This window comes from Dorea hominis, from assembly GCF_014287705.1.
GTDB classification, from domain to species: Bacteria; Bacillota; Clostridia; order Lachnospirales; family Lachnospiraceae; genus Dorea_D; species Dorea_D hominis.
Window position 1 is genome coordinate 100367 of the sequence record NZ_JACOOY010000006.1, and the last position, 18902, is coordinate 119268.

The 18902-nt window shown below is 41.8% G+C and carries 17 protein-coding genes; 13 read left to right on the forward strand and 4 right to left on the reverse strand.

Annotation, left to right across the window (positions count from 1 at the left end):
* The first annotated feature begins 19 nt into the window (after nt 1–19).
* Nucleotides 20–826: a M23 family metallopeptidase gene (locus H8S07_RS06270; RefSeq protein ID WP_186855676.1), complete on the forward strand. Its 807-nt coding sequence runs from the start codon at nt 20–22 to the stop codon at nt 824–826.
* Between the two features lie 128 nt (nt 827–954).
* On the forward strand, nt 955–1260 hold the full coding sequence (locus tag H8S07_RS06275) for a GIY-YIG nuclease family protein (protein WP_117537994.1): 306 nt from the start codon (nt 955–957) through the stop codon (nt 1258–1260).
* Here H8S07_RS06275 and trhA read toward each other — a convergent pair.
* A complete protein-coding gene (gene trhA, locus H8S07_RS06280; RefSeq protein WP_186855677.1) occupies nt 1198–1863 on the reverse strand; it encodes a PAQR family membrane homeostasis protein TrhA in 666 nt (221 codons plus the stop codon). The genes H8S07_RS06275 and trhA overlap by 63 nt on opposite strands.
* 216 nt (nt 1864–2079) lie before the next feature.
* Entirely contained in the window at nt 2080–2694 is a 615-nt protein-coding gene (locus H8S07_RS06285) for a nucleoside recognition protein (protein ID WP_186855678.1), read from the reverse strand.
* A 295-nt stretch (nt 2695–2989) separates the two neighbouring features.
* On the opposite strand from H8S07_RS06285, the gene H8S07_RS06290 reads away from it, so the two are divergent.
* The gene (locus H8S07_RS06290; RefSeq protein WP_186855679.1) at nt 2990–3517 is read left to right on the forward strand and encodes a spore maturation protein; all 528 of its coding nucleotides are present in this window, start codon (nt 2990–2992) and stop codon (nt 3515–3517) included.
* A 182-nt stretch (nt 3518–3699) separates the two neighbouring features.
* On the opposite strand, the gene H8S07_RS06295 is transcribed toward H8S07_RS06290, so the two are convergent.
* Nucleotides 3700–4329, reverse strand: coding sequence for a hypothetical protein (locus H8S07_RS06295; RefSeq protein WP_186855680.1), 630 nt, complete (start codon nt 4327–4329; stop codon nt 3700–3702).
* A 235-nt stretch (nt 4330–4564) separates the two neighbouring features.
* Here H8S07_RS06295 and H8S07_RS06300 point away from each other — a divergent pair, with 235 nt between their 5' ends.
* From H8S07_RS06300 to H8S07_RS06340, 9 genes are all read left to right on the forward strand, one after another.
* Nucleotides 4565–5935: a Wadjet anti-phage system protein JetA family protein gene (locus H8S07_RS06300; RefSeq protein WP_186855681.1), complete on the forward strand. Its 1371-nt coding sequence runs from the start codon at nt 4565–4567 to the stop codon at nt 5933–5935.
* On the forward strand, nt 5932–6576 hold the full coding sequence (locus tag H8S07_RS06305) for a DUF4194 domain-containing protein (protein WP_117537943.1): 645 nt from the start codon (nt 5932–5934) through the stop codon (nt 6574–6576). The genes H8S07_RS06300 and H8S07_RS06305 overlap by 4 nt, the downstream gene beginning before the upstream one ends.
* Nucleotides 6527–9895 carry an ATP-binding protein gene (locus H8S07_RS06310; RefSeq protein WP_186855682.1) on the forward strand — a complete coding sequence of 1123 codons (3369 nt, stop codon included), beginning with the start codon at nt 6527–6529 and terminating at the stop codon, nt 9893–9895. The genes H8S07_RS06305 and H8S07_RS06310 overlap by 50 nt, the downstream gene beginning before the upstream one ends.
* A 100-nt stretch (nt 9896–9995) precedes the next feature.
* Entirely contained in the window at nt 9996–10817 is an 822-nt protein-coding gene (murI, locus tag H8S07_RS06315) for a glutamate racemase (protein ID WP_186855683.1), read from the forward strand.
* Between the two features lie 240 nt (nt 10818–11057).
* The gene (locus H8S07_RS06320; protein WP_186855684.1) at nt 11058–11756 is read left to right on the forward strand and encodes a DUF6531 domain-containing protein; all 699 of its coding nucleotides are present in this window, start codon (nt 11058–11060) and stop codon (nt 11754–11756) included.
* Between the two features lie 316 nt (nt 11757–12072).
* Complete coding sequence (locus tag H8S07_RS06325) at nt 12073–12855, forward strand: ankyrin repeat domain-containing protein (RefSeq protein WP_186855685.1); 783 nt, start codon at nt 12073–12075, stop codon at nt 12853–12855.
* Between the two features lie 101 nt (nt 12856–12956).
* Nucleotides 12957–13577 (forward strand): HEAT repeat domain-containing protein, encoded by a 621-nt coding sequence (locus H8S07_RS06330; protein WP_186855686.1) that lies wholly within the window; start codon nt 12957–12959, stop codon nt 13575–13577.
* Between the two features lie 16 nt (nt 13578–13593).
* Complete coding sequence (locus H8S07_RS06335) at nt 13594–14127, forward strand: hypothetical protein (RefSeq protein WP_186855687.1); 534 nt, start codon at nt 13594–13596, stop codon at nt 14125–14127.
* A gap of 6 nt (nt 14128–14133) precedes the next feature.
* Nucleotides 14134–14322 (forward strand): DUF7336 domain-containing protein, encoded by a 189-nt coding sequence (locus H8S07_RS06340; RefSeq protein ID WP_021860588.1) that lies wholly within the window; start codon nt 14134–14136, stop codon nt 14320–14322.
* Between the two features lie 130 nt (nt 14323–14452).
* On the opposite strand, the gene H8S07_RS06345 is transcribed toward H8S07_RS06340, so the two are convergent.
* A complete protein-coding gene (locus H8S07_RS06345) occupies nt 14453–16144 on the reverse strand; it encodes a DUF885 domain-containing protein (RefSeq protein ID WP_243175976.1) in 1692 nt (563 codons plus the stop codon).
* A gap of 720 nt (nt 16145–16864) precedes the next feature.
* Between H8S07_RS06345 and metG the strand changes: the two genes are divergently transcribed.
* On the forward strand, nt 16865–18832 hold the full coding sequence (gene metG / locus H8S07_RS06350) for a methionine--tRNA ligase (RefSeq protein WP_278336572.1): 1968 nt from the start codon (nt 16865–16867) through the stop codon (nt 18830–18832).
* Nucleotides 18833–18902: the final 70 nt, after the last annotated feature.

Genomic DNA, 18902 nt, shown 5'->3' on the forward strand with positions numbered 1-18902 from the left:
AGTCAGAGGTGGTGATTAGATGAATCAAGAGCAAAAAAAGAGACCAGGGCCAAAAAAAAGAAAACGAGGGCCTGCCGTTGCAGCCGTTTTGTGCTTTGTGGCAGCTATCGCAATAGTAGGAACATATACATTTAAAGACTACAAACAGGCGCAGAAAGAACAGTTGCAGGCAAAAATGGAACAAGAGAAGAAAGAAGCCGGAACGGACAAGATTGTGAACGAACCGGAAAAGAGTGCAGAAGAAAAAGGCGAAGGCAACACACCATTAGACAACGTCCCGAATACAGAAAAACCGGATAATAACGATGAAAATACAGGAGCCGGAGAAAGTACATCTGATAATGAAAATGATTCAGATGGAACAACAGCCGGAGAAACACAAACAACCGGAAGTCGGGCAATATCAGGATTTGACGGGAAGAGTGAACTGCTCTGGCCGGTAGACGGCAGCATCCTGATGAACTACAGCATGGATAAAACCGTGTACTTTAAGACATTGGATCAGTACAAATACAATCCGGCAGTTATTTTCTCTGCAGAAGTCGGAGATCAAGTCATAGCAGCAACAACAGGCGTTGTAAAGTCGATTGACAAAACTGCACAGACCGGAACAACCGTAACCGTTGATATTGGTAACGGCTATGAGCTGATTTATGGACAACTCAAGGAAGTGCCGGTGAAGACCGGGCAGTCGGTTACGGCAAAAACAACACTCGGTTATGTTAGTGAACCGACCAAATACTACAGCGCAGAAGGCAGCAATGTTTATTTTGAAATGCGGAAAAATGGGCAGCCGGTCAATCCGATTGAGTTCTTAGTCGAATAGGGGACGGGGATTTTCTAGAAAATCCCCGTCCCCTATTCGAAAGTCCCTGTCCCTTTTTCGTAACTGGACGGGATATCGTGGATAAGTTATACTGTGATGTAGATAAGATGTGGAAAGATGTGTGGAAAATGAATTATACATATATTTTAAAATGTGCGGATGGCACGTTATACACAGGCTGGACGAATGATGTGGAAAAGCGTGTGAAAATGCATAACGAAGGAAAGGGCGCCAAGTACACGAAGTACCGACGCCCAGTTGAGCTGGTTTATTATGAGACATTCCAGACAAAATCTGAAGCTATGCGACGGGAGTATGAGATCAAACAACTGCCGCGGAAGAAGAAAGAGCTTCTGCTCGCTACATTTCAATTAACGGAGAACAAAGTTGTACATAACGATGAAGTGGCAGAAGCTTCCACCCATAACGAATAAGTGGAAGATCTCATGACTTCCGAAATTCTTATGACGGCGGTTGAAAATCGGCAGTTTCAGTGCGTAGATCACGCCGCCGACAGTGTAAATGATACCACCTGCAAGGAGCCATCCGAAAGCTGCCTGTGACATGGAGTTAAGAAGTTGTGTAAATGCAAGTACGCAGGTCCAGCCCATGCCGATATACAGAACGGAAGATATCCACTTCGGGCAGTTGATCCAGAAAGCCTTGATGATGATTCCGGCAATCGCAATACCCCACACAATAGAGAGCAAAATGATTCCGGTTTTGCCACCAAGCACGAGCAGACAAATCGGAGTGTAGCTTCCGGCGATCAGGACACTAATCATCATATGGTCGATTTTTTTCAAAATTTTATTAATCCGCGGCGTGCGGTTAAATGTATGGTATGTGGTGCTGGCTGCATAGAGCAGAATCAGGCTGACCGCATAAATCGCAATGGAAATAATATAGATGCGGGAAGGCTCTCTTGCTGCTTTGATCAGAAGTGGAATAGCCGCAAAAATTGCCATTAACATTCCGATAAAATGAGTGATCGCGCTTCCTGGATCTTTGATATATTTTTGTATTGTATCTGACATAAATACCGCCTCCTAGAAATCGATAGTTCAACATGTAGTATTAAATACTACGTCTATTTATATCCATATTATATCTCAAAAAATAAAAAAAGCAACCCCTGAAACAAAAAAATTTGAAAATCAAAGTATTTGGTGACTATTATGTGTTTTTCATATATAGAAAAATAAATATTTGTATAGCTACTTTTTAACATATCAATATGAAAAGAAGCTTTTCTAATAGGGGTGATGATTCTTGTATTTACAATATAAGATAGCGGTCAGCGTGCTGGCGCTGGTCGCAAGAATTCCGGCACCGGTAATGGCAGCAGGATTGACACTTCCGTACTGACTGCGGTATGCAATAATATTTACTGGAATCAGCTGTAGTGATGAAATGTTCAGAATGAGAAAATTACACATTTCTTTGCTCGCAGTGCCTGGAGGAAGCACCGGACCGGGAGCTTTTCCAGACCGCCGTTCCTTTTCCAAATCTGAAAGTGCCTGCATGGCATTTAATCCGGCAGGAGTCGCAGCCCATCCAAGCCCTAATATGTTGGCAATAATATTTGTAGAAATATGTGGTATTGCTTTATGGGAAGAGGGTAGTTCTGGAAATAAAAAATGTAGGAAGGGCAAAAGTTTCGCAGAAAGTTTCCGAATCATGCCTGCTTCCTGGGCGATTTCCATCATTCCGGTCCAAAAAGCCATAACTCCTGAAATTGTGATGCAAAGCGTCACTGCTTCTTTAGAAGAATCCAGCGCCGCTTTTGTTACTTCCGGAATCTGCCCGGTGAATGCGGCGAAGAAAACACCTGCAATGATCATGCCTGCCCAGAGAAGATTTAACATAGGATACCTCGAAAGTATTTTTTATTACAAACTTAAAGTATTTTATGAAAGAAAGGAAAAAGTTATGCTTAAGATAAAGGAGATATTTGCAACAAAGTGTGCATAGAATAAAAAAATATTCCGGAATAAAAAAATAAGAATTTATAAAGAAAAACAGCCATACAGTAATAGTATAGAAATATTGGTATAGGATTAGGGGAGTAAAAAAGGAACGATATGCAAGTATCATAGCTGTTGTTTTTTGACATTTTGATTTAGAAAGAACAAAAATATATGCTAAATGGAGAATCTGGAAATGAAATGGTTTCTTATCGTGTCGGATCTGCTGATTCCGATGATCATTCTTGGAATTTTATGCTATGGAATCCTGCGGCAGGTTGCGGTTTATGATGTATTTGTAAAAGGCGCGAAAAGCGGTTTTCTGACTGTGGCGAAAATCATACCGACAATGGTAGGGCTTATGGTGGCAGTCGGAATCTTGAGGGCTTCAGGCTTGCTGACTTGTCTGTCGGAAGAAATCGGAAAGTTTACGAAATGGATTGGCTTTCCGGGCGAATTGGTGCCGCTTACAGTTGTAAAGATGTTTTCTTCTTCGGCAGCAACCGGTTTGCTATTAGATATTTATAAGGAATTTGGGACAGATTCGAGAAACGGATTAATTGCGTCCATCAGCATGGCAAGTACCGAAACGATTTTCTATACAATGAGTGTGTATTATATGACAGCAAAAGTTACAAAGACGAGGTACACACTGACTGGTGCATTGCTTGCAACTTTCGCCGGTCTTGCAGCAAGTGTGATACTTGCGGGAGCGATGTTGTGATTATTGACAGAGACGAGATACGCTTTTTCATATCTCGCTCTGATTAGCGGCCGTCAAATGCACCTGTATAAATGCGTGCATTTTCCTCGTAGCTATAACAAAATCCGACCTGGAAATTCCAGACCGGATCATATAGTAAAATTGATTTTAAGTTAAATACAAAATAAATATGAAACAGATAGCTATTTAGTATCTTTATTTTTACGATCGCTCTTATCTTTTGGATTCTTCATGATCCAGAAAGCGCCAATAATGCCGACAATATAAAGGATGCTTAAAAGGATTGTCGGATTGTCTTTTAAAAGATAAGTAACTGCAATGACAGCGGCAAGTGAAAGTAAAAGCTGAACCAGTGTGAAAATGCGTTTTTCGCGTTTCTCTTTTGCCTGTTGTAAAAGTTCCATGCGATGCTGTTCTAACCGGAGATATTCCATCAGATCCTCGTCTTTGATGTGGGAAAGAATCCACTGATCTCTGGAAAAATTATCGGAAGGATCGTCAATCGTGCGATAATGAGCTGATCCTGTAGTGTCTGAATTTATAGAGTCTGCATTTATAGAGTCTGCATTTGTAGTGTTTGTATTTGTAGTATCTGCATTTGCAGAGTCTGCATTTGTAGTGTTTGTATTTACAGAATCATTTTTCATGGAATCTGTCTTAACGGAATCTGAATTTTCAGCAGCAGAAGTTTTCTCCTCAGTTTCTTTTGTAGCATTTTCATTTCCTGTATTTTTCTCAAAAGGAGTTACCACATTTTCAGTGGTGTTATTCTTTTGCTCTTCGGTTGTTTCTTTCATGATTGTTTCAGCCATGTCTGTTCCTCCATTTTATAACGTACGTGGCAGGTCTCAAAGTGTGTCATCCGTCTCTGAACAAGTTCAGACGGATGACACACTTTTATCCCTTGGTATTATATACATTATGACAGGAAAAATAGAACATTGCAATGGAAGCCGGAAACATTTATACTAAATGATGGATTTTAGTTGTTGTTTGCAGATGGTTTGTGGGCAATAACGGATTTGGATTATAAAATGGAGAAAACAGATGCAATTAAGAAATGAAATCCCGGACACGTTCTGGAGTTTATTCCGTTCGGTGAACCGGGACATTTATATTGAAGCACTGTTGTGCATCAATGAAGAATATCAATATAATAATTATTTCCTGACGAGGGAAGTGTGTATCCAAGTGCTGGGGGACATGAATGCGAGAAAGCGGTTCAAGCTCCAGTGGGAGGAAAATGAGACAGAGTTCGACATGCTGGAGACGCCATCGTCGAGAATTCTGAACTGGCTTTTGAAGACCGGATGGCTGAAGCGGATTGAAGATTATCAAACGCTGGTTACGAACATTGTTATTCCGGATTATTCGGCTGTTTTTATTGAGGCGTTTGAGCGGCTGTCTTCAGAAGATATGCAGGACACGGAAATCTATATCCAGAATGTGTATGCGACATTATTTTCTTTTAAGAACGACAGCAGGGCGAACCTCGGAATGCTGCGGACGGCGCTTGTCAACACGAAGCGGCTGAATAAAGCATTGCAGGATATGCTTCATAATATGGATAAATTTTTTGCAAGGCTTCTGGAGCAGAATAATTATGAAGATCTGCTGCGGGAACATCTGGATGGATATGTGGAAGAAATCGTACAGAAGAAATACCACATTTTGAAAACATCGGATAACTTCTATATTTATAAGATGGATATTAAAAAATGTCTGCGCGACATGCGGGAAGATGAAGAATGGATAGAAGAGATCCGTACCCGGGCGGCGCAGATGGGTGATACGAAAGATGATGTGTTGGATCTTCTGGATCAGATCGAGCGTGGATTTGATGACATTGAGCACCGGATCGCCAACATGGATAAAGAGCATGCGAAATATGTGCGTGCGACAGTGACGAGACTTAACTATCTGTTAAGTGGTGAGACGGATACGAAAGGTCTGGTCGTGCAGCTCTTGAACCGCATGTCCCAAACGAAGGATGCGCAGGAACAGGATGCGATGATCCGTGAAACCGGGGAGCGGATGAATCTCTCGCTTTTGGAAATTCTTTCGGAGAAATCGCTGTATAAGAGACGAAGACCAAGAACGGATTTTATCAGTAAAATGGTGCCGGATCAGGCATTGCCGGATCTTGATAAAGATGATGTACTCAAGCTAAACCGGATTCAGATGCGCTACAGCAGAAGCCAGATTGAGGAATTTATTGAGTCTTATATGGACGGAGAAGTAATGGACGCTTCCAAGATTTCGCTGATGGATGAAGAGGCGTTTGAGAAACTGATTCTTGCTTACGATTACAGTACAAGAAAGAACAGTAAATATATGGTGCTGGAGGAAGAACCGGATCAGATTGAAAATGGTTCTTATAAATATCCGGCACTCAAATTTGTAAGGAGACGCTTATGATCGAATATTTTGAACAGCTTTCGCAGGAAGAGCAGGAAGAAATAACAGAAGTTATCCAGATTCTGTACCGACAGACCTTCGTTCTGGAGCGAAAGTTTGATAAAAGACAGGGACGCATGGTTCCGGTGAGAGAATATCGTGTGTTGAGCAAACATCTGGAATTTATCCGTGCCTACTTCAAAGTGGCAGGAATTACTTTGCGGGAAAATACGCATATGGGTGTGATTTACATTCAGGGCGAACAGCTCTGGGGTGAGAAATTATCGCGGCTTGCGACCATTTATCTGCTTGTTCTGAAACTGATTTACGATGAGCAGATGGAGACGGTTTCTTCGAGCAGCCACATTGTGACAACCGTTGGCGCATTAAACGGTAAAGCCGGCGAGTTCCGCGTGCTACGCGGTCTGCCGTCACCGACCGAAATGCGCAGAACGATTGCACTTTTAAAAAAATACCAGATCATAGAACCACTTGATGTTCTGGAAGAATTAAACGAAGAGACGAGACTGGTCATTTACCCATGTATTCATACGGTACTTCTGGGCGATGACCTGCGGGCATTATTAGAGACATTCAGTGAGGAGGATACTATTGGAGACGAAACAACCATTCAAAATACTGTCGAAGATCTGTCTGAATAACTGGCATTACATTGATCAGAAAATACTGACATTCAGTGAAGGAATTAATTTCTTCACCGGACATTCGGGAAGTGGAAAATCAACCGTGATTGACGCGATGCAGATTGTATTATATGCAAATACAGACGGACGTGGATTTTTTAATAAAGCGGCAGCAGATGATTCCGACCGTTCCCTCATTGAATATTTGCGTGGAATGGTCAACATTAATGAACACAATGAATTTCAGTATCTGAGAAATCAGAATTTTTCCAGCACGATCGTACTGGAATTAGAGCAGAGTGATACAAAAGAAAAGCAGTGTATCGGCGTTGTGTTTGACGTAGATACGGCGACAAATGATATCAGCAGACTGTTTTTCTGGCACATGGGAGGTCTTCTGGAAAATAATTACCGTACCACATCCAGATGCCTGACGACAATGGAAATGCGTGAATATTTACAGCGTTCTTTCCCGGCGGAGCAGTTTTACTGTGGACCGAGCAATGAGAGATTCCGCCGCCAGATGTACGATATTTATCTTGGCGGACTGGATGCGGAGAAATTCCCACGACTTTTCAAACGTGCGATTCCATTTAAAATGAATATTAAACTGGAAGATTTTGTGAAAGAATATATTTGCATGGAGCAGGATATTCATATAGAAGACTTGCAGGAAAGCGTTATGCAGTATGCGAGAATGCGAAGCAAGATCGAGGAGACATTGAACGAAATTCAAAAGTTGCAGGATATCCATGGCAGATATGAAGCATTTCAGGAAAAAGAAAAAGAAGTTCTTTTATGTACTTATCAGATCGACCGCCTGGAAATGCTGAAGCTGGAAGGACAGATCCAGGCCTGCATGGATAAGGAAAAAGTGCGCAAAGAAGGCACCGGTGAGCAGGAAGCAATTTTATCGTTGCTTAAGAAAGAAGAAGTTGAACTGCAGAAACAGTATGAAGAGATTATTTTAAGAATTGCGAACAGCGGATATGCAAATCTGGAAGCTGAACTTGCGGCGGTAAATGAGACACTGGAACATTTACAGACAAGCCAGGGAAAATGGCAGCAGATCAGTGAACGGCTGGAAGCATGGAAAGAGCAGGATGTGGTTTCCAACCAGATGCTCTGGGACATGGAAAAGTTTACAAAAGGAACGATTATGGCAGAAGAGCTGGAGCGTCTGCAGGAGAGCTTTGGCGAAGTCCGCGAGGAACTGGAAGAGCAGAGACAGGAAGCACAGATGTCGCTCCGCAAAGTGAAGAAAGAAGAGAAAGAGGCAAGAGAAGAGTTAAAAGAGCTGAAACAGGGAAAGAAAGCTTATCCGAAAGAGCTGGAGGAAGCAAGATATGAGTTGCGCAACCGCCTACATGAGAAGTGCGGAAAGTTTGTAAATGTGCAGATCCTTGCCGACCTTCTCGATGTGAAAGACGAGACATGGCACAATGCTGTCGAAGGTTATCTTGGCAACAACAAGCTGCTTCTGATCGTGGAACCGAAGTATGCAAAAGAAGCGATGGAACTGTATGAACAGATGGATCGGAAGAAATACCACCGCGTGTCCATTCTCGATACAGAAAAAGTGGTGGCAGGCGCAGGCAAGGATGGCTATGCAGTCAAAGATAACGGACTTGCAAAAGAAGTGAAAGCGAAAGAAGCATATGTGCAGGATTATATTGATTTCTTCCTTGGAAATGTAGAAAAATGTGATTCCGTAGAACAGCTCCGTAACTGCAAGATCGGTGTGACACCGGACTGTGTATTGTATCATAGTTTTCGTTTGCAGCATATGAATCCGGATCAGTACACAAGAAGAGCGTACATCGGTGAGACGAGTATGCGTCAGCGTGTCCGCCAGCTGGAAGAGCGCTGTGAGAAACTGGTAGAAGAACGCATGCCGCTGCAGGAATTATTAGAAGAGATCAAGAAAACATTGCAGCTTGAAATGCTGTCCCAGCCGGCAGAAGAATATCTTACTTTGCAGGCAGATGCAGAGAAGATTACAGAGCGTGAGAAACGGAAAAGTCAGCTTGTAAAACAGATGCAGCAAATGAAAGAAACGTCTGTGGATGCTTGGGAGCAGGAAAAAGAAGACATCCGTAAGAAACAGGATGTAAAGAAGGCACAGATCACGGAAGTGCAGGAAGCAATCTGGAAGCAGACGCAGGAAATGCAGCAGTTGCAGGAAGAACGTCTCCATGCGGAAGAAGCGCTGCTTGTGCAGAAACAGAAAATGGAACAGAGCAAATGGGATGACGTTTACGAACAGGAATTTCAGGAATATCTTGCAGGCAGACGCTCGGAAAATTATGAATATTTACAGAAACAGAAGATCGCTTCACGGTATCCGAAGATGGATGAGCGGGAAGAGGCTTATCAGAAGCTGGTAGAAGAAAGAAGTACTTATCTCAGAAGTTATGCGAACCGGACATTTTCTGCGACAAACAGAGATAATGATGCATATGACCGACTTCTCGATAATCTGCAGTGTGAAGAGCTGGAGACATTTAAAGATGCAGCAAAAGATCAGGCAAGGGCAGCAGTAGAGCATTTCAAAGACGATTTTATTTTTAAGATCCGCAGTGCCATAAGAGAAGCTTATCAAAGACAGGATGAGCTGAACCGCATTATCAGCAAACTTGATTTCGGTAAAGATAAATATCAATTTGTCATTACGAAGAACAAAGGTCCGGACGGAAAATATTATAAAATGTTCATGGATGATTCGCTCCAGATCCATCCGGCGTCACTGGATGACGGTATGGAAAATCAGATGAATCTTTTCACGATGGAGCATGAGGAGCAGTACGCGGATCTGATGGATGAGTTGATCAGTATTTTCCTGCCGCCGGAGAATGCAACACCGGAAGAGCTGGAAGAAGCGAAGAAAAATATGGACAAATATGCAGATTACAGAACGTATTTATCCTTCGATATGCAGCAGATCGTGCATGGCGAAAAAGACATGAAAATCGGCTTGAGCAAAATGATCAAGAAAAATTCCGGCGGAGAAGGGCAGAATCCGCTGTATGTGGCACTTCTTGCCAGCTTTGCACAGATTTACCGGATTAACCTGTCTCCGAAAATGCACCGCAACCCGACAATCCGTCTCGTTGTGCTGGACGAAGCGTTTTCCAAGATGGACGCTGAGAAAGTGGCAAGCTGTATTTCGCTGATCCGCGGACTTGGATTTCAGGCGATCATCAGTGCTACGAACGACAAGATCCAGAATTATCTGGAGAATGTCGATAAGACATTTGTCTATGCCAATCCGAATAAACGGCACATTTCCATCCAGGAGTTTGAGAAGTGCGATTTCGATGAGTTGGTTGAGGAGTAAGTGCCTGTGATCAGGTAGCGAACATTTTTGCTGAGTATGGAAATCCGAACTCGAGTGTGATATGATAGTTAGCATATAATGAAATCAAGGGAGTATGATTATGAGTCAAGAGATTACAAATACAGCACCGATTGGAGTGTTTGATTCTGGTGTCGGCGGGCTGACGGTAGCGCGGGAGATCATGCGTCAGCTTCCAAATGAAAATATCGTCTATTTCGGAGATACGGCGCGTGTGCCTTACGGAAGTAAATCCAAGGATAACATTATCCGGTTTTCCAGACAGATCATCCGTTTCTTAAAGACGAAAAATGTAAAGGCAGTTGTAATCGCCTGCAACACAGCAAGTGCGCTTGCGTTGGAAACTGTGCAGAAAGAAACAGATCTTCCAATTCTCGGCGTAATTGTTCCGGGAGCGAGAGCTGCTGTGCAGGAGACGAGAAATAACTGCATCGGAATCGTCGGAACCGAAGCGACGATCCGAAGCGAGACCTATAACAAAGAGATCCATAAACTGAATCCGGATATCAAGGTTATCGGGAAACCATGCCCGCTGTTCGTACCGCTGGTAGAAGAGGGATTTGCAAAACACAGCATTACAAAAGAAGTCATCGATATTTATCTGTCTGAGATGAAGAAAACAGATATCGATACGATGATCTTAGGCTGTACTCACTATCCGCTTCTTCGCTCCAGCATCCGGGAATATTTCGGAGAGAGCGTACATATTGTCAATCCGGCATATGAGACAGCCATGGATCTTAAAAAAGTGCTGGCAGAGAACGGAATGGCGAATCCGTCTGAAGGAGAAGCGTCCTATGAGTTCTATGTCAGTGATGCGGCGGAGAAATTTACGAAATTCGCCGATTCGATCCTGCCTTATGATGTGACGACCACGAAGGAAGTCAATATCGAGGAATATTAAAAAAAATTAAAAAAATTTATAAAAAAGTGTCACGAAATACCGTTTCCGATTGTTACTTATAGTAAAGCAGTAGGAGCGGTATTTTTTTACAATTTTTTCAATAAAATTATAAAAAATTGTAACAAAAACAGAGTTTCAAACGTTGTAGTAGATAAGAGGATGCGTGCGGAAAGATAAGAAGAAGGAAGGTGAAAGAAAACAATAGAACTGTAACTGACAACAAAAGAAGAACCGACCGATGTGCAGAATCCGATGATCCAGTGGTCAGGTGTATCTGATGCAAACTTCAAACAGATGGAATACAAGATCGACGATGTCGCATGGAAGAAGCTGGGAACCGGAACCAGTGGAAGTGTGGAACTTCCGATAGGCACGATCACCGGAAACGGACAGCATAAGATTGCAGTCCGTTCAGATTCCTCCGGTGAGAGCGAAGAGCAGGAGATGGTTGATACGGTATTGAGTGGAACAGGAACCGCACCGGAAGAGTTTGAGAAACATACCGGAAGTCAGGACTATCTAGGCTACCAGAGTTTCCAGACGCCAACCGGAAATGGAACCGTAGAAGACCAGAGTGGAAATCTTACTTACAGTCAGGAAGATGCAAATCTTCCGGCAAGCCAGTTGACGTTTGAAATGGCAAGAACCTATAACAACCAGTCGCTTCTTAACGGCATGTTAGGAACCGGATGGAGCGATACCCTGCATAAAGAACTGGTTGAAAGTGAAGATGGTACGATGTATTATCTGGATAGTGACGGAAGCATCTATCATTTCGAGAAGAGCGGAGAGACTTACGTTTGCGAAGAGACGAAAGATCTGACACTGAATGATGGAAGCATAAAAACACCTTTCGGTGATACCGCAGCCAGTGTAAAGAGTACCCAGATCGGGGAGATGAGTTACTCTTATAAAGAAACAATTGCAGAGGAAAATTAAGTATACTCTTTCTAAACCGAAGCTTCCTAAAATAAAAATACATCGGAGTAAACCTGCAAAGAGAAAAAAAGCGTCTGCAAAACCGAGAAGTAAATATAGGATCGGAAAAAGAATTCAGTGTAGAAGTAGAAAAGAAGCAAGGGAAAAAGCTAAAAGGGCTGGAAAAGGTAAGGAGCCAATTCATCATTATGGTAAAAGACCGCATTTTCATCCGAATGTTAAATATTCAGACAAGCTGGGGCATCCATCACCACATGATCATTATTACTATTAGAAAATACATAATAAAAAACAAATATATAAAGAGGATACTAAAATGAAAAAAATATGGAATAGTCTTCTAATAAGAAGCATTAAGCTGAATTGCAAAAGACTTATGTTGCGAACAATACATATGGGAGCAGATATTGATTGGTTAGACAAAAATGGAATGGCACCTGTAGAATATGCCTGCATATATGAAAACTATGATCTGTTAAAGATATTGGTAAATGCAGGATGTGAAATTAACTGGAAAGATCATAATAGTTTGTGTTTATATTTGGCTGCTAGAAATGAATATAAATTGTTATGGGCACTTATTCAAAGAGGCTTAGATATTAATGCAGATACATATAGGGGATCAACGGCACTATATTGGGCAGTTCAGGAAAATAGTTTCGAAAGTGTGGAAGTACTTATGAAAGCAGGTGCTAAAGTTAATATGTTGGATGCTGAGGGACTGTCGCCATTGTATTGTGCTTGTGGTGACGGAAATAATAAAGTTGTGCGTTTACTTTTGAAATATCATGCAGATGTAAATTTGGAGAAAGAAACATCCGTTTTAATGATTGCATGTTGTTTTGGGCATTATAGTACAGCGCAGATTTTGCTGGAAAATGGCGCTAATGTGAACTTTTGTGATGAAGATGGAAGAAATGTATTATTTCATTCGAGAGCAAGAAGAGATAGTGCTCCAAAAACATATTTGAAAATCGAAGAATTATTGTACAGCTATGGCGCAGATGATTCCGTCAAGGACTATCGAGGAATAAGTGCAAAAGATATGGAGGATTCTAAGATTCGGAAGATGATATGGAATGAATTAGTCGGGGAGTAATGAATCAGTTTTTGATAATTAAAAAGGACGTATAAGTAAAAGTGACAGCAGGGCAATTTCTGAATATATGAAACAGAATCGAATAAGGATATATGATGAATATGAACAAGCCAGATTTACATACTAAAATTCGCCTGAGTGTAATTGCATTTACTGGAAGTAAAGAGATTCGTGAAAAAGTAATACATAAATTAGAGTCTTACAATGGCACATGGATGGAAAATATTTTAAGAAAGATGACATATGACAGAGAGTGGGATGTAGCACTTGCAGCTATTATGGCATTATCAGGCGGTACAAGCGATAAAACATTGAGGCGGCTGAAAAAATTAACAACAGAATACGACGAAGTGACGCGTGCCAAAGCATATATATCACTGCTTCAAGTTGTCATGAATCGGAATCGGTGTGTTGAAAAAAAGGCGCTGAAATGGATACGCAGGAAATACAGACAGGAAGATAAGGATTATGTGAAGTTTTATCTGGCAGAAGAATTATATAATTATGGATTTAGCGAATATTTTACAGAAGTCCAGAAGCTGATTGATAAAAATTTGAAACCGGAAAATCTGAAAAAAACAGACCACACATGGACAATGATTTATGTATTGGAGCAAATGGAGAACAAAGAAAATGCGGATAAGATAAAGGCAGAATTATTGAAGATCGAACCGTACATGAATCTGGTTCAGAAGTATTACGTGGAGAAGGAATGGGTATAGGGAAAGAGGTGAATCTATGCTATATGAATTATCATTTAATTATTGGGATGAAGATCCGGCGAATGATGATGAGATAATCCTGGCGGTATATTCATCCGAAGAGCAGTTAAATAAAGGATTGGAGAAATTCAAAAAGCAACCAAGATTTGCAGGAAAAGAAGATAGCTTTTGGGTTAGTGAAAGAAAGATCAATGAAGAAAATGATTTCTGGGAAGAAGGCTTTATAAGTGTGTACGAAGAGCCCTATGAAATAACTGTAGAAAAGGAGTTTATATTGCAACAGACACATACAACGTATGAGTTTGCTCTGTATGATACAAATGTATGGGGAAATCCATTATTTATGGATGAAGTACATGACTATGAAGATTATCCACAATGTTTTGTTTATCAAAACCGGAAGAAGAACCGATTCTATTGCTTTGATAAAGAACAGAGGAAAATTACTTTTGAAACAAAGCTGGAAGCGGAAATGAAAAATTATTTGCAGGAAACATACGGAATTTCGGATATGAATTTAAAAGCGATAAGGCTTAACGAGATGGAGTGATGATTTATGTATGTATATCAGTTGACACATGTGAGAGGTGTAGAGATTAAAGTGATAGGTTACTTCGGAAGCTGGAAGAAAGCGCGGCAGGTGATGAAGAAATATCGTTCACAGGTACAAGGATTTAAAGACTATCCGCGGTGTTTCAAGATTAAGAAACTACGAGTTAATCAGGATGATTTTTATTATGGATAAGAAGAACTATGTTCAGATGAAGAACGATGGACGGAAAAATTTCACACAGAATGACATACGGTTTAAACTGGATTGTTGAGATCAATGCACGGGGATTTTACAATGGAGTAAAATCCCCTGCCGGATTAGATTAATTGTTGGCTGATAATGTAAAACCACGCAAAATCTCAAACGGCGCAGGTCCGATATCCAATACCGCTTTATGAAAACATTGCTGCGAGAAGTGAGAATCCCATTTCTCGACGGCAGCTTTTTTTAATTCCAGAAATTCCAGAAAACCGACATAGTATTTCAGATAATTCGCCGGATCGGAAATGATGAGATCATAAATTTCCCGGATGGAATCGGTGTCGGTAATGCCGTGGCTCCGGAAAAATGTTGTTGTCTCCGAAAGTCCCCATCCTTCATGGTGGATACCGATGTCGGCAAGGCTGTAGAGACCTAAAATGAGAGAAGTATTTTTTTGCGCCATAGCTGCATACGTTTTATCGACAGGCGCATAGTAGTAGCTCAGCATTTCGCAGTAGGTCGCCCAGCCTTCGGTGTAGCCGCCGAAGCTGAAAATTGTGCGGATAGGATCTGGTTTTCTGGCGGTAAAATAAGTCGTCTGGTAGAGATGACCGGGATAGCCTTCATGCGCCAGCGTGGTGTAAAGGGACAGGTCATCCGGCAGATGCCCGCGGTTCAGATAAATTGTATTATTTTTTGTATCGTCAATGGCAGGAATCATATAAAAAGCCGGGCTTAAATATTCCTCCATTTCTTTATCTACATATTTGATCGTAATCTCGGTTTTGGCTGCTTTCGGAAAATCCTTTTTAATTTTCTGCTGCAAAGAAGCGAGAATGGAGTGCGGGTTGGTGTCGGAAAGTTTTGTCCCCTGAGTTTTGTAGAGATCGGAAGACAGGGATGAATTGGAAATATAATATTTTTTCAGCCCGGCAAGATCTTCTCTCATCTGGCGGATGATCAGGCTTTTTAATTCGGAAATGCTGCGGGAAGAACCGGTTTCTTCGGCAACGAGATGTTCATAATAACCGGCACCGCCCGGGTACTGGCAGAGACCACCTGTGTATTTTCCATTTCCAAGCAGATTTTGCAGACCTTTGATCAGATTCTGGTAGGCGGGAAAAACATATTTTTTTAGCCCGGATTCATTTTTCTGTATGCACTTGATCCGCTCTTTTTTCGAGAGAGACAGCTTGGAAATCCGTGTCTGGAATGTTGAGTAAAGATAATTATTTTCCTGTAAATTTAAAAATGACTCACATTCTTTTATGATCGCCTGCACTTGTGAGTCAGACATGAATAATCCGCGTTTTGCTTTGTTCGTTTCAAATTGTATTAATGAGTCAAAATACTTCGGAGTTTCGGCGAGCAATTTAAAATAAGTCTCTATATCATCGCGCGTGTGAAACTGATATTCAGACAGCAGAACCGGGAACTGTGCCTGCACACCGGTCAGCGAGGACAGCGGTTCTTCATACCACTGGTAATTGGCATTTTGTTTTGCGGATTGGAAGGAATATTGCAAAATGTCGTAAGTAATCTGATTTTCAGAGGATAATTTTCTGCGATTAAAAGTATGTAGGCGGGAAAGCGCATTTTCCGCGGCGGCACAGGACGCTTCCGGATCGATATTGTAAGAGCCAAGCGATATGTCCTCTTCCTGTATGCCGTAAGCGGACGGATTTTTTAAAGTGTAATGCAGCGAAAGCGTGTTACCGGATAATTCCTGCCGGAACAGCTCACGCGTGTAAGTGCGGAATTTGGAATTTGCGGTCTTGACCGGAGCAGAAAAAGGCAGGGACTGCGGCAGCAATTGAGACAGGGATGCAGGCAATAAATGCAGCGCGAGCCACGCGGTAATAATTATAATGGGAATAAAGAAATAGAAACGTTTACGGAATAGTTGTCGGAACATAAGAACCCTTTCGGAAGGAAGACATTATTACTAGAGTATATGCAGAGGAAGGGGAGAATATCTTTTAACCTTTTTAATCGTTAATCGTCTCAATGACTTGACACAGGCACGCTGATTATGCTACGATTTCATGTATTGGAAATATGTTAATCATATGAGCAAACACAGTGAAGAAGAGAGTACATTTTCCGTACATTTTACAGAGAAGTTCCGGCAGGCTGAGAGGAACAGATGAAGGAAGATGGAAGATGGCTTCGGAGTGGGATGGCTGAGCCGCGAGGTTAGGTCATGAAGGGACCGCCCTTTACAGCGGGAGGTGTTACATGCACCCGGTAAGGCTGCTGTCGTGAGGCAGAAGCGAACAGAAGTGGTAACGCGGGATATCCCGTCTTCTCTGATTTTTCAGTTTTTGAAAAATTGGAGATTTTTTTTTACCAAGGTCATAAGTCATGCCGTCACACTGTGCTTGCACAAGGGTGACAGCATGACTTCATGACCTGCCCCGCAATGAGGATAAAAGCATGGCGAAGCCAGGCGATATCCGAATTGCGGGTAGGATTGCGGGAGTGCGAAAGCACGGAGCAATCCGAAGATAAAAAAAGTTGAAGTCGTCACACTGTGCTTGCACAAACTCATAATTATCTAAAAGCAAAAGGAGAGGAAAACATGGACAAACCAAAATATTATATTACAACAGCGATTGCCTATACTTCCGGCAAACCGCACATTGGTAATACTTACGAGATCGTACTTGCAGATGCGATCGCAAGATATAAGAGAAGTCAGGGCTATGATGTATTTTTCCAGACAGGAACAGACGAGCATGGTCAGAAGATCGAGTTAAAGGCAGAAGAAGCAGGTATTTCACCAAAAGAATACGTTGACAAAGTTGCCGGAGAAGTAAAAGAAATCTGGGATCTGATGAACACTTCTTATGATAAATTTATCCGTACAACAGATGAAGATCATGAGAAACAGGTACAGAAGATTTTCAAGAAATTATACGATCAGGGAGACATTTACAAAAGCTCTTATGAAGGACTTTACTGTACACCATGTGAGTCTTTCTGGACAGAATCCCAGTTAGTAGATGGCAAATGCCCGGACTGCGGAAGAGAAGTAAAACCGGCAAAAGAAGAAGCTTATTTCTTCAAAATGAGTAAATATGCAGACCGCCTGATCGAGCATATCAATACGCATCCGGAATTTATCCAGCCGGTAGCAAGAAAAAATGAAATGATGAACAACTTCCTTCTTCCGGGACTGCAGGATCTGTGTGTATCCAGAACTTCATTCTCATGGGGAATCCCGGTAGATTTCGATCCGAAACATGTTGTTTATGTATGGCTGGATGCGCTGACAAACTATATCACAGGAATCGGTTATGACTGCGACGGAAATAATTCTGAGCGCTTTAATAAATATTGGCCGGCGGATTTGCATCTGATCGGTAAAGATATCATTCGTTTCCATACTATTTACTGGCCGATTTTCCTGATGGCTCTTGGTGTGCCGCTTCCGAAACAGGTATTCGGACATCCGTGGTTATTACAGGGTGACGGTAAGATGAGTAAATCCAAGGGAAATGTATTATATGCAGATGAACTGGTAGATTTCTTTGGCGTAGATGCGATCCGTTATTTTGTACTGCATGAGATGCCATTCGAAAATGACGGAGTCATTTCCTGGGATCTGCTCGTAGAGCGTATTAACTCTGATCTTGCAAATACATTAGGAAATCTGGTAAACAGAACGATTTCCATGACAAATAAATATTTTGGCGGCGTTGTTACAAATAAAAATGTGACATTAGATGAAGAAGGTGCTGCAATCGATGCAGATCTGAAAGCAGTTACAGAGAACACACCGAAGAACGTTGATGTGAAGATGAATGACTTGCGTGTAGCAGATGCAATCACAGAGATTTTCACACTCTTCAAACGCTGTAACAAATACATCGATGAAACAATGCCTTGGGCACTGGCAAAAGAAGAAGACAAGAAAGACCGTCTTGAAACTGTTCTTGCAAATCTGATCGAAAGTATCAAGGTTGGTGCAGGATTACTTTCATCCTTCATGCCGGAAACAGCAGAGAAAATCTTCGCACAGTTAGGTGACGGAAAAGTTACAGACAAGCCGGAGATTCTGTTCGCAAGACAGGACATCAATGAAGTGATGAAGAGAGTAGAAGAACTGCATCCACATGTAGAAGAGAAAGAAGAAGTTTCTGACGAGGAAGTGATTGATATCGAAGCAAAACCAGAGATTACATTTGAAGATTTCGGTAAAATGCAGTTCCAGGTAGGAGAAATCATTTCCTGCGAAGAAGTGAAGAAATCCAAAAAACTTCTCTGCTCACAGGTGCGTGTCGGAAGCGAAGTAAAACAGATTGTTTCCGGAATCAAAGCACATTACAGTGCAGAAGAGATGGTCGGCAAGAAAGTTATGGTACTTGTAAACTTAAAACCGGCAAAACTTGCAGGCGTATTATCTGAAGGAATGTTACTCTGTGCAGAAGACGCCAATGGCAATCTGGCACTTGTATCACCAGAAAAAGATATGCCGGCAGGTGCTGAAATCTGTTAATATTTAATTGGGGACGGGGATTTTCTCGAAAAGCCCCGTCCCCAATTAAATTATCCCACGGATGTGGATA